Below are 11,868 nucleotides of genomic sequence, written 5' to 3'. Positions count from 1 at the left end.
GGTCACCCGGTTACTTGGTCGCCTTGTCGTAGATGACCGCGACCGAGCCGGTGTCCTTGGTGAACAGGTCCTTGTCCACGGCCTTCCAGCCGCCCAGGTCGGCGATGGTCCACAGCTTCTGCGGGGTCGGGAAGGACTTGGCGTAGTCGGCGGCCACCTTCGGGTCGACCGGGCGGAAACCGGCCTCGGCCCAGGCCTTCTGGCCGGCGGTGGTGTACAGGAAGTCCTTCAGCGCGACGGCCTTGGCCTGGTTCTTGGCGTTCTTGAGCACCGCGACCGGGTTCTCGATCTTGAAGGTGGTGGGCGGGACGATGTGCTCGATCGGGTCGCCGTTGCGCTCGGAGAAGATGGCCTCGTTCTCGTAGCTCAGCAGCACGTCACCGGTGCCCTGCAGGAAGGTCTCGGTGGCTTCGCGGCCGGACTTCGGCTGCACCTTGACGTGTTCCTTGGAGATCAGCTGCGACAGGTAGTCCAGACCGGCCTGGGGGTTCTTGCCGCCCTCGGACTTGGCGGCGTACGGCGCGAGGAGGTTCCACTTGGCCGAACCCGAGGAGAACGGGTTGGGGGTGACGACCTCGATGCCCGGCTTGAGCAGGTCGTCCCAGTCCTTGATGCCCTTCGGGTTGCCCTTGCGGACCACGATGGCGACCACGGAACCGAACGGAATGCCCTTGTTGGCGTCGGCATTCCAGCTGGCGTCGACCAGGCCGGCATCGACCAGGCGGGTGACGTCGGGCTCCACGGAGAAGTTGACGATGTCGGCCTCCGCACCGTCCTTCACCTTGCGCGACTGGTCACCGGAGGCGCCGTAGGACTGCTCGACCGAGACGCCCTTACCGGCCTCGGTCTTGTTGAACTCCGGGATCACCTTGTCGAAGCCCGGCTTCGGGACCGCGTAGGCGAAGAGCTTGATGGTGCCGCCGCTGCCGTCGGCGACCGCGCCGCCGGTGGTGGAGTCGGACGCGCCACCGCCGCAAGCGGTCAGCACGGTGGCGGCGACGGCCGTCAGCGCGACGGCGAGAGTGCTACGGCGAGTCAGGCGGGGGTTGCGAGACATCGGAGTGGACCTTTCCGGTAACCCGGCGGTGGACTGTCGACCGACGGGAGATTGTGCGTAGTGCCGTAGACCCGTCGCGGGGAGAGAACGCGACGGTGGCGCAAGGCCCATTACGGGCCGCCGGGGATCGAACACAGACTGCGAAAAGGTGCGCGCGCCAGTCTACTCAGACGTGCAGCAGTGCCCGGTCGGCAATCAACGACAGTGAATGTCCGCGACCGCGAGGCAGCCCACAGCGATCAACGCCAATTCATGGCGGACCTGGGGCACAACACTCGATGACACGCGGCAGACTGTAGCAGAGCGGCCGCAGCGGCCGCGAATCAAAGTGAATATCCACACGGGGGAAAGATTCATGACCACACCAGCCCGCCTGCGCCGGGAATTCCCGGGCATCTCCACGCGCGCCTGGGAGCATCCCGCCGATCGCACCGCCCTGGTGGCGCTGCGTTCGCTGAGCGGCTTCGACATGGTGCTGCGGACGCTGTCCGGACTGCTGGCCGAGCGGCAGCATCGGCTCATGTACCTGGCCACGGCCGTGCGCGTGGACGAGCGGCAGTTCAAGAACGTGCATCAGCTGCGCGCGGACGCGGTGCGGATTCTGGACGCGCGCACCACGCCGGAGATGTTCGTGCTGCAGGATCCGGCGGTGAACGCCTTCACCATCGGGATGGATCGGCCGTTCGTGGTCATCACCACGGGACTGCTGGATCTGCTCGATCACGAGGAGCTGCGGTTCGTGGTGGGCCACGAGCTCGGGCACGCGCTGTCCGGGCACGCGGTGTATCGGACCATGCTCATGCATCTCATGCGATTGGCGGCCAATATCGGGTGGATGCCGGTGGGCGGCTGGGCCTTACGGGCGATCGTCGCGGCCCTGATGGAGTGGAGCCGCAAGTCCGAACTGTCCGGGGATCGCGCCGGGCTGCTGGTCGGGCAGGACGTGGAAGCGTCGGTACGGGTGCATATGAAGCTGGCGGGCGGCTCGCGCGTGGAGCAGATGAGCCATGCCGCCTTCCTCGTGCAGGCCGATGACTACGACCGTTCCGGGGATCTGCGCGACGGGGTGCTGAAGCTGCTGAACCTGGAGCTGCAGACCCATCCGTTCTCCGTGCTGCGGGCCGCCGAGTTGCGCCGGTGGATCGCCTCGGGGGAATACGACCGCATTCTGGACGGCCGCTATCCGCTGCGTGAGCACGACAAGACCGCGCGCGTCACCGACCAGGTCCGCGAGGCCGCGCGCGCCTATCGCGAGACCTTCGACCAGTCCGAAGATCCGCTGATCAAGACCGTGCGCAATCTGGGGCGGGATTTCGGGGCGGCCGTGGGGACGGTGGGTCAGGAAGTGGGAGAGACTGTTTCGAAGATCGGTAAGCGATTCGACGACTGGCGCAAGGGAGAAGACGCGTAGTGCGCCTGGAAGTGAACGACACCTTCGCCGGGTACCGCCTCGCGCGGGTGCTCGGCGAGGGCGGTATGGGCACGGTGTATCTGGCCGAGCATCCGCGGCTGCCGCGGCAGATCGCGTTGAAGCTGCTCAATCTCGATATCGCGGTGCAGCGGGAATGGCGGGACCGGTTCGAGCGGGAAGCGAATCTGGTTGCGCGGCTGGACCATCCGAACATCGTGGCGGTGCAGGACCGCGGCGTGCACGACGGACGGCTGTGGATCGCCATGCAATACGTGCACGGCACCGACGCCGCCCGCCTGGACCCGCGCACCGTATCGGTCGAACGCGCGGTGCGGATCATCGCCGAAACCGGTGCGGCCCTGGACTACGCGCACGGCCAGGGCATCCTGCACCGCGACGTCAAACCGGCCAACATCCTGCTCTCGGCTCCCGAATCCGGCCGCGCCGAACGCGCCGTCCTCACCGACTTCGGCATCGCCCGCCTGGCCGAATCCAATACCCAGCTCACCACCACGGGGACCTTCTCCGCCACCCTCGCCTACGCCTCCCCCGAACAACTCTCCGCCGAACCCCTCGACCACCGCAGCGACCAATACTCCCTGGCCTGCACGCTTTTCACGATCCTGGCGGGCCAGCCGCCGTTCGCGGCGACCAACCCCGGACAGGTGGTGGCGGGGCATCTGAACAAGCCGGTGCCGCCACTGCGGCAGATCCGGACCGACGTCCCCGAAGCGCTGGACGCGGTGATCGCCCGCGCCATGGCCAAGAACCGCGAACACCGCTTCGCCTCGTGCACCGAATTCGCGCACGCGGCCTGGGCGGCCGTGCACGGATCGCAGTCCGCTCCGGCGCCCGCGCACGATCCGCGCCGATCGCCGACAATGGTGCTGAATCACGGCATCCCTCTTGCGGAATCGACGGGGCCGGCCGCGCCCACGCTGGTGTCACCTGCGACCCCGCCGACCCAAGTCGCCCCGCCGGCAGGCCAGGGTTGGCCACCGAATGCGGCCGCACCCGCCGATCCGCGATCACTGCCGCCGTCGGCGAGCCCGCCGACACCCGCGGTGAATCAGGGGCCGCATGCATCCGCTCCCCGGGCCGCCATCGCGTCCTTGGCGGCCGTCGCGGCGGGCGATCCGATTTCCAAGGCCCGTCCTCGCGGTCGGCGCGGAGCGATCGCGGCCTCCGTTCTGGCCCTGCTGTGCGCGGCCATCGTCGCCCGGGGTGTGCAACGGCTGCACGTCCGCTTCGAGCAATTCGTCTCGGGCAAGTACCCGCCGACCATCGTCGACTCGGCCCGCGTCAGCCTGACGGCGGCGACCGCCTATGCGGCCGTGATCGGCATATTGCTCATCGCCGGCGCACTGCTGCTGTGGCTCCATCCGCGCACCGGCCGGGTACTCGCGGCACTGGGCAGTCTCGGATTCATCGTGGGCATCGTGGGCGGGCAGCTGTACGTCCACGGGTTCGCGTCCTTCGCGGCCACGCTCACCCTCGGGCCGCTCCGCGAGCCACTGGCGATAGGACTGTGCGCGATCGGCATCGCCCTCGGTATCGCCACCCTGGTCTGCGCGATCTCGGTCCGGCGGCGCTAGCGGCGGGTGGGGCCTGGCTGTGCGATCGGCACAGCCAGGCGGGTCCGGGTGGGTATCCGGCTTACTCGTCCTCGACGACCGGCGGGGTCTCGAGGATGTCGAGGATCCATTCCTCGGTGGCCGACTCGGCATCTTCCTCGTCGGGGCGGATGCGGTTGCTGAGGCGCACGCCCAGGCCCAGCAGCTGGGCGGCCTTGACCATTTCGAGGGCTTCCTCGGGCCCGGCGAGGTGGGTGGCGATCAGACGGGGTTCGTCCTCGAAGTCCTCTTCGGACAGCAAGGTTTCCAGTTCCAGACCTTCATCGGTTGACATGGTGCAGCACAGTACGCGGCGAATTCGCTCAGCGGGTGAACAACCAGGCCACGACAACGAGAACAAGCAGTGCGATCAGCGCGAGCTGGACGCGGGAGCGGGGCATCAGGCGGCTTCCTTCCGGATGCGGCGGGGCGAGGTGACGGCGGCGGCGGACTCCTGGGCGGCCACGCGATCGCGGCCGAGCACCCGCAGCGCGAGGCGCAGGGTGCGGTCCAGCAGGTACGCCAGCGCGAAACAAACCGGCACCATGGCGGCCAGCACCACGGCGAACTGGGGAACGAAGGGCAGGCCGGCCACCCACAGTTCGACGCCGTCCCACCATCCTGCAATCCGATGCACGGCACCAGCCTAGGCCGAACCCGCGATGGTGGACGATTCGGGCCGATCGGACCGATCATGGTTGGCATGGAGTCCTACGACGAACCGGAATCCTACGATCGCCCGCTCGGCAGCGATACGGGTGATCCAGGCTCCGATACGACGCTCGAAGCGCCACGTGAGGCCCTCGACCGGCCGGACGCGCAACTCTCCGACGGCTACATGCTGTCGGCCACGGGCGGGATGCGCCATTCCATCTATCCGCCCATCGACGACTACGCCTTCCTGTCCGACTGCGAGACCAACGCGCTCATCGCCCGCAACGGCTCGGTCGAATGGATGTGCGTGCCGCGCCCGGACTCCCCCAGCATCTTCGGCGCCATGCTGGACCGCAGCGCCGGACACTTCCGGATCGGCCCGTACGGGCGCAATGTGCCCGCCGCACGGCGCTATCTGCCGGGCGGGCTGATCGTGGAGACCACCTGGCAGACCGAGACCGGCTGGATCATCGTGCGCGACGCGCTGGTGCTGGGCCCCTGGCACAACAACAAGCAGCGCAGCCGCACCCACCGCCGCACCCCGATGGACTGGGACGCCGAGCACATCCTGCTGCGCACCGTGAAATGCGTGAACGGCGTGGTGGAACTGGAGATGAGCTGCGAACCGGCCTTCGACTACCATCGCGGCCCCGCGCAATGGGAGTACAGCGGCGACGTCTACGAAAGAGCCTCCGCCACTTGCGATATCGAAGGCTGCCCGACGCTCACCCTGACCACCAACCTGCGGCTGGGCATCGAAGGGCGGGAGGCGCGGGCACGCACCCGGATGAAGGAGGGCGACGAGGTGTTCGTGGCCCTGTCCTGGTCGGACCTGCCGCCGCCGCGCACCTTCGCCGAGGCGGCCGAGAAGATGTGGACCACAACCGAATCCTGGCGGCAGTGGATCACGCTGGGGCGGTTCCCGGATCACCCGTGGCGGGGTTATCTGCAGCGCAGCGCGCTCACCCTGAAGGGGCTCACCTACGCCCCCACCGGGGCACTGCTGGCCGCCGCCACCACCTCGCTGCCGGAAACGCCGGGCGGGGAGCGCAATTGGGACTATCGATACACCTGGGTGCGTGACTCCACGTTCGCGCTCTGGGGCCTGTACACCCTCGGCCTGGACCGGGAAGCCGACGACTTCTTCGCCTTCCTGCACGATGTGGCGACGGACGGGAACGGCAAACCGGTTCCGCTGCAAGTGCTCTACGGCATCGGCGGCGAACGCGAGATCACCGAATCCGAGCTCACCCACCTGTCCGGCTACGACGGCGCGCGACCGGTGCGCATCGGCAACGGGGCGTACAACCAGGAACAGCACGATATCTGGGGCACCCTGCTGGATTCCGTTTACCTGCACGTGAAATCGCGCCAGCAGGTGCCGGAAACCCTGTGGCCCATGCTGGAACGGCAGGTGCAGGCGGCCATCGAGAACTGGCGCAACCCCGATCGCGGGATCTGGGAGGTGCGCGGGGAGCCGCAGCACTTCACCTCCTCCAAGGTGATGTGCTGGGTGGCCCTGGACCGCGGCGCGAAACTGGCCGAACTGCACGGGGAATACGACTACGCCAAGAAGTGGCACGATATCGCCGACGAGATCCGCGCCGACATCCTCGACAACGGGGTGGACGAGCGGGGCGTGTTCACCCAGTCCTACGGCAGCGAGACCCTGGACGCCTCACTGCTGCTGGTGGTGCTGCTGCGGTTCCTGCCGCCGACCGATCACCGGGTGCGGGCGACCGTGCTCGCCATCGCCGACGAGCTGACCGAGAACGGACTGGTGCTGCGGTATCGCACCGAGACCACCGACGACGGGCTGTACGGCGAGGAGGGGTCGTTCACCATCTGCTCGTTCTGGCTGGTGTCGGCGCTGGTGGAGATCGGGGAATTGCAGCGGGCGCGGCAATTGTGCGAGCGGCTGCTCGGGTACGCCAGCCCGCTCAAGCTGTACGCCGAGGAGATCGACTCGCACACCGGACGACATCTCGGCAATTTCCCGCAGGCCTTCACGCATCTGGCGTTGATCAATGCCGTCATGCACGTCATCCGGGCCGAGGAACAGACGCACGCCGGAACGTTCAACCCCGCGCACGCGGGACGCTGAAACCCACCGCCGCCCACGCGAAACAGCGTGGGCGGCGGCGGTTATCTCAGTAAGAGGGCTCTTCGCCCATCGCGTCCGCGCGCTCGCGCACCTCACGCAACCGCACCAGCGCGGTCTCGATCTCGGTGAGCCGCACCTCCCGCCGCTGCGGCGAATGCACCGCCGCGGCCTCCTCGGCGGCCCGCAGCGAGGCGTCCACCGAACGCAGCGTGGAATTGGCGATATCGGTGAAATGGTCACGCAGACTGCGCTGTACGCCGCGCAGCCGGTATCGCGACTCCTTGGACACCTGGAAGATCACATCGTCCATCAGCCGCGCCACCGCCACCTTGGCCTCGGACTGCCGGCGCTGGGTGCGGGTCTTGCGGTCGTCCCACAGCGCGTTCACGCCCAGCAGCACGCCCGCGCCCGCGGAATACCAGTTCACCAGCGACATGCCGAGCAGGCTGGTGGCCAGGCCGACCATCAGGATGCCGCCGTAGGAGCCGCGCAGCGCGGACAGCACCTGTTGCGTCACACCGGCTTTCGCGCTGTCCAGGGTGTCCAGTGCGGCCACCGGCTCCAGGACCGCGCCCACTTCGCCGGGATCGTCGAGTTTGAGATCGGCTGTCGGCACGCCGCTTTCGGGGAATTTCGCCGCCACCTGCTCGGCCAGTTCCACCGACCGGTAGTGCGCGATGACGAAGTTCTCCTCCACCGCCTCGCAGATCTTGGCGTCCAGGTCGACGCCGAAATCGTTCCAGCGCTTCACCGGATCGCGCTTCATGATGTCGGCTTCGGCATCGCGGATCAGGCTGCGCAGGCGATGGCGCAGATCGTGTTCGGTGTCGGCCATCAGTTCGGCCGCGCCGTCGGCCAGGGTGACCTGCCAGTTGGCGGAACGCTGGCGCAGCTGTTCGGCTTCCTCGCGGGTGCGGCGCAGCTGCTCGGTGATGACGCCGAAGCGGCGCGGGTCGCGCAGCGTCTCGGCTTCGGTGCGCAGGGCCAGCGCGAGGTGATCGGTGATCAGCTGGATATCGCGGACGGCGGCCTCGGCGGCGACGGTGTCGGCGCGGCCCAGCACGTAGGCGCGCAGATGGTCGAGCAGTTGCGGCACACCGGATTCCAGATCCAGCTGCTGATCGCCGGTGGCCTGCGCGCGGGTGTGCAGCAGCGCCGAGGCGGGAGCGACGGCGAACGCCAGCCCCGCCTGATCCAGCAGGCCGCGATCCTGCTGCTGCACCTGCGGCCACTGCGGATATTCATCGATCTTGTTGAGGACGCAGACCACGGTCGGGCAGACCTGCTGGATGCGCTGCAGCTGCTCGATCTGGCCCGGGGTGAACGGGGCGTCCGCGGCGGCCACGTAGAGCACGGCGTCGGCGGCGGCCAGCAGCGACCAGGTGGCGGGCGTGTCACCGGGCGAACCCGGCGCGTCCAGCACCACGAAACCCTCCGCCAGCAACGGGCTCGGGGCGGTGACCTCGGCGCGCACCACGCCGTCGGAGGGCAGGGCGACCAGCGCCGCGGCCGGATCCACCGCCTCGCGTTCGGCCCGGCCGCCGACCGCTTTCACCAGGATGGCGGCGGGTTGCGGGCCGTACTCGGCGATCACCGGCACGCTGTGCTGGGAATCGGTGGCGCTCACCGGCATTCCCACCAGGCCGTTGACCAGGGTGCTCATTCCGCTCTTGGAATCGCCGACCACCACCAGGCGCACCCGGGGATCGGCGATACGAGCGCGGGCGATGCCGAGGCGACCGGCCAGGTCGGTACGGCCCAGCGCATGGGTCTGCTCGAGCAGCTCGTCGAGCAGCTCGAGCAGGGGGCCCATCACATCCGGATTCTTCACGGCGGTCAGGCTCTCCGAGCCGCTCACAGGAGCATGGTGTGATCGAGTACGCCGTGCGACGGGAACTGGTCGTCAGTGAGCGCGGAGCCGGGCAGCAACTGGCTGTTCAGCGCACTCGCGCCGTACAGCGACGCGGTGGCATGCCAACCGGCGTCACCGCTCAGCGAGTGCACCGAACCGTCATCGCCCGCATACCCGTTCACTTCGCTCACGAACGAGGCGGACGAATCGCTGGCCGCATAGATGTTCGAGTCGCTCACGAACGATGTGGACAAATCGCTGCCCGCGTACGTGTTCGAGTCGCTCACGAACCACGCGGACGAATCGCCGGGGACATAGCCGTTCGAATGATCCGCGAGCCGCACCGCCCCGAACCCGTCGGTGTCGCTCGCGTACAGGAGTGCGTCGTCGACCGGCAGCACGGACGAGCCGCTGACCGCGGCGAGGACGTGCGGGGCCGAATCACTCGTGTCGGCAATCGGTTTCGCCGGGGCGGGCTTCGGCACGGTGGGCTGCGTGGCCACGGTAGGTTGCGGGGCTACCGACGGGACCGTGATCTCCTGGCTGGGCAGATGCGGCTGGGTCACCTGCGGCTGGGTGGTCGGGGCCACCGTCGGCACCGTGACGTCCGGGGTCGGCACGCTCGGCTGGGTCGTCGGGACGTGCGCGGTGGTGCCGCCGTCGGGGTCGCTGGGCACGGTGACGCCGCCGCCGTGCGTACCCGTCGGGTCGCTACCGCCCGGGCGGGTGCCGCCGGGAGCCGTGGTGGCTCCGCCGGTCGGGCCGTCGGTATCGACGCCGCCGGCCGCGCCGCCACCGGTCGACGCGCCGCCGCCGGTGGTCGCACCACCCGTGGCGCCGCCGTGGGTACCCCCACCGGCGCCGGGAGTGATTGTCGCCCCGCCGGTTTCGACCGCGGGCAGCTTGGTGGGAACCGGCAGCGAAGGCACGGTGGTCACCGCGACCTCCGGCTTGGCCGGCACGCTCACCTGCGGCACCGCGGTGCCGGGCGTAGCGGCGGCCGGGGCCGGCTTGGCGACCATGGTGGCCGAATGTCCCGCGTTCCCCGACCCGTCCGCCACCAGCACCGGAGCACGATGATCGGCGAAGAGCGAGGGCGCGTTCACCGCGGGCACCGTCAACGGCGAGGGGCCGCCGGACGCACCCAGCAGATTCGCGATCGGATGCTGCGCGGCATCCGGCTGAATCGTGGTCTGCAACGGCGTGGCCACCACCGGCTGCGCCACCGCGACCGGCGCGACGGACACCGGAGCGACCGCGGCCGGAACCACCGGGGCGACCGCGATGGGCGCGACCGGCGCCGTGAACGCGGGAGCCGCCGGAGCCGTGACCGCCGGGGCGGGCGAACCCGCTGGAGCACCAATGGATCCGGGCATGGCGGTGCCGGGAGCCGAAGCGCCGGAACCGAATCCGCCCTGCGGAGAAACACCACCGGAGCCGATGCCACCGGGAGCGGAAGCGCCACCGGCACCAATGCCACCGGGAGCGGAAGCGCCACCGGCGCCGATACCACCAGGGGCCGAAGCGCCGCCCGCACCGACACCGCCCGGTGCCGAAGCACCACCGGATCCGGGCGCGTGGCCGCCGGCGGGCTGGCCGGTGCCGGCGGATCCGTGCGCGTCGTCCGCAGACTTGCCAAAGGTCTGGCCGCCCAGGCCATTCACTCCGGCGAGCGCCGGATTGGCGTCGGCGGCAGCGGGATTGGCGGCGCCCGCGGTCGCGGGGTTGGTGGTTCCACCGGCGGCGGGGTTGCTCGCCCCGGCGGTGGCCGGGTTCGCGGTCGCGGCGGCCGGGTTGGCAGCACCGCCGACGCCGGAATCACCGTTGGCCGCAAACGGATTCGCGCCGGCTTGGGTGCCGGACGCCGAGCCGACCGGCCCGCCGTCCTTCATGTACTGGCCGATTTGCTGCTGGTATTCGGTGTATTGGTGGCCGACGTCGCCGACGTTGAACTCCACCTTCATATCCGACTTGAACCAGACGCCGTCCAGGCCGACATGGGCGTCGACATTCCATTGCGTCTTGACGAACAGCCCGATGCCGGAATCGCCGACGCCGTCGAAATCCGTTCCGGGCGCAGGGTTCGCGGGTGCGGGGCCGACGCCGGACGGGAGCCCGGCATCACCGAGTCCGCTGGGCAGGAAAGCGCCGGGCAGGCCGGGTAGGTGCCCGTCGACGCCGGGGATCTTCAGCCCGGGCAGGAAGTCGGAGGGTTCACCGTCGAAAGACGGGAGGGTCGGCACGGGCAGCGACAGCTGACCGTCGCCCCACGGGATCGTCACTCCGGTATTGCCGTGATGCCCGTCGAGCACACCGCTCTGCGGGTTGTACCCGTAGGCGGCCGAATAGTCGGGCTGCGGGATCGAGTACCCGCCGGACTCACCGAAACCGCCGCCGTGGTAACCGGACATGGTGGCGTCGGAGGGCAGGCTGCCGAAGGTGCCGGGGAAGAATCCGGCGTCGGTGCCGTAGTGGTGGTTGTCGTGCTGGTCGTCGGAGACCGAGACCACGGCCGGGCCCATCTTGACCGGGGGCGTGACGTCGGCGGCGGTCAGGTCCGGGAAGGTGACGGTCGGGCTGGGCTCGTCCGCCTTGGGATCCTCGGCTTCGGACCAGCCGACGATGCGGCTGTCGTGATTGGCGTTGTCGGAGGCGCCGCGTGTGCCGCCGGCCGCGAGGAGCGCGCCGCCGGTAACGTACGCGCCTGCCCTCGCCACGCGCGCGACTCCGGTGGCAATGCGGTACGCGGTGTCTTCCACGTAGTTGTCGCCGGCTGCGGAATCGTCGTCGTAGGGCAGATCACGTGTCATACAGGCTCCGCTCTCACTGATCGGCGGCCCGCCGAATGGCAGACCGCCGCTCTCAAACTCGTTTCACACCCTATTTCCGGATAACCGGTCTGTCACATCCACCAGGTCGGAGGCAGTGTGCGCAGAGGTGCGCCCATTAGCTTGTCACCCTGCATATCAGTACGGAAGCCCCATTTTTTGGTGCGTAACGGACCAAAGTTACAAAACATGACAACCGGTCTGAGGGCAGAGCCGGAGCATACTCCCGCCGACCCGCCCCGCATCCGAAAAGAAGCAACGGGCCCGCCGCCAGCAGGCGGCGGGCCCGAGACCCGGCTGGAAGAGGAAGCGGCACTTACCACCGTGCCCCGCTGCCATCAGGCAGCGG

9 protein-coding genes are annotated in these 11,868 nt (G+C 69.1%); 3 read left to right on the top strand and 6 right to left on the bottom strand.

Features of this window, described 5'->3' with window-relative positions:
* Nucleotides 1-10: 10 nt before the first annotated feature.
* Nucleotides 11-1,039 (bottom strand): sulfate ABC transporter substrate-binding protein, encoded by a 1,029-nt coding sequence (locus LTV02_RS38935; protein WP_408639453.1) that lies wholly within the window; start codon nucleotides 1,037-1,039, stop codon nucleotides 11-13.
* 213 nt (nucleotides 1,040-1,252) lie between these two features.
* Nucleotides 1,253-1,342 carry an Ms4533A family Cys-rich leader peptide gene (locus LTV02_RS39545; protein WP_328601465.1) on the bottom strand — a complete coding sequence of 30 codons (90 nt, stop codon included), beginning with the start codon at nucleotides 1,340-1,342 and terminating at the stop codon, nucleotides 1,253-1,255.
* A gap of 70 nt (nucleotides 1,343-1,412) precedes the next feature.
* Between LTV02_RS39545 and LTV02_RS38930 the strand changes: the two genes are divergently transcribed.
* Together LTV02_RS38930 and LTV02_RS38925 are read left to right on the top strand one after the other, a co-directional pair.
* Entirely contained in the window at nucleotides 1,413-2,468 is a 1,056-nt protein-coding gene (locus tag LTV02_RS38930) for a M48 family metallopeptidase (RefSeq protein ID WP_233036479.1), read from the top strand.
* Nucleotides 2,468-4,063: a serine/threonine-protein kinase gene (locus tag LTV02_RS38925; RefSeq protein WP_233036477.1), complete on the top strand. Its 1,596-nt coding sequence runs from the start codon at nucleotides 2,468-2,470 to the stop codon at nucleotides 4,061-4,063. The genes LTV02_RS38930 and LTV02_RS38925 overlap by 1 nt, the downstream gene beginning before the upstream one ends.
* A 61-nt stretch (nucleotides 4,064-4,124) precedes the next feature.
* On the opposite strand, the gene LTV02_RS38920 is transcribed toward LTV02_RS38925, so the two are convergent.
* Entirely contained in the window at nucleotides 4,125-4,376 is a 252-nt protein-coding gene (locus LTV02_RS38920) for a hypothetical protein (RefSeq protein ID WP_067710893.1), read from the bottom strand.
* Between the two features lie 105 nt (nucleotides 4,377-4,481).
* Nucleotides 4,482-4,718: a hypothetical protein gene (locus LTV02_RS38915; RefSeq protein ID WP_067710891.1), complete on the bottom strand. Its 237-nt coding sequence runs from the start codon at nucleotides 4,716-4,718 to the stop codon at nucleotides 4,482-4,484.
* 201 nt (nucleotides 4,719-4,919) lie between these two features.
* Between LTV02_RS38915 and LTV02_RS38910 the strand changes: the two genes are divergently transcribed.
* A complete protein-coding gene (locus tag LTV02_RS38910) occupies nucleotides 4,920-6,839 on the top strand; it encodes a glycoside hydrolase family 15 protein (protein ID WP_233041905.1) in 1,920 nt (639 codons plus the stop codon).
* Between the two features lie 46 nt (nucleotides 6,840-6,885).
* Here LTV02_RS38910 and LTV02_RS38905 read toward each other — a convergent pair whose 3' ends face one another.
* A complete protein-coding gene (locus LTV02_RS38905) occupies nucleotides 6,886-8,697 on the bottom strand; it encodes a P-loop NTPase family protein (RefSeq protein ID WP_233036475.1) in 1,812 nt (603 codons plus the stop codon).
* Complete coding sequence (locus LTV02_RS38900) at nucleotides 8,694-11,501, bottom strand: hypothetical protein (RefSeq protein ID WP_233036473.1); 2,808 nt, start codon at nucleotides 11,499-11,501, stop codon at nucleotides 8,694-8,696. Before LTV02_RS38900 ends, LTV02_RS38905 begins: the two co-directional genes overlap by 4 nt.
* Nucleotides 11,502-11,868: the final 367 nt, after the last annotated feature.

The sequence above is a fragment of the Nocardia yamanashiensis genome (assembly GCF_021183565.1).
GTDB classification, from domain to species: domain Bacteria; phylum Actinomycetota; class Actinomycetes; order Mycobacteriales; family Mycobacteriaceae; genus Nocardia; species Nocardia yamanashiensis.
The sequence above is the reverse complement of the archived record's forward strand: the minus strand, read 5'-3'. Positions and strand labels throughout refer to the sequence as shown.

Coding starts and splice junctions, on each gene's coding strand:
- LTV02_RS38910 (WP_233041905.1), top strand. CDS start 4,920: ATGCTGTCGGCCACGGGCGGGATGCGCCATTCCATCTATCCGCCCATC.
- LTV02_RS38930 (WP_233036479.1), top strand. CDS start 1,413: ATGACCACACCAGCCCGCCTGCGCCGGGAATTCCCGGGCATCTCCACG.
- LTV02_RS38900 (WP_233036473.1), bottom strand. CDS start 11,501: ATGACACGTGATCTGCCCTACGACGACGATTCCGCAGCCGGCGACAAC.
- LTV02_RS38920 (WP_067710893.1), bottom strand. CDS start 4,376: ATGTCAACCGATGAAGGTCTGGAACTGGAAACCTTGCTGTCCGAAGAG.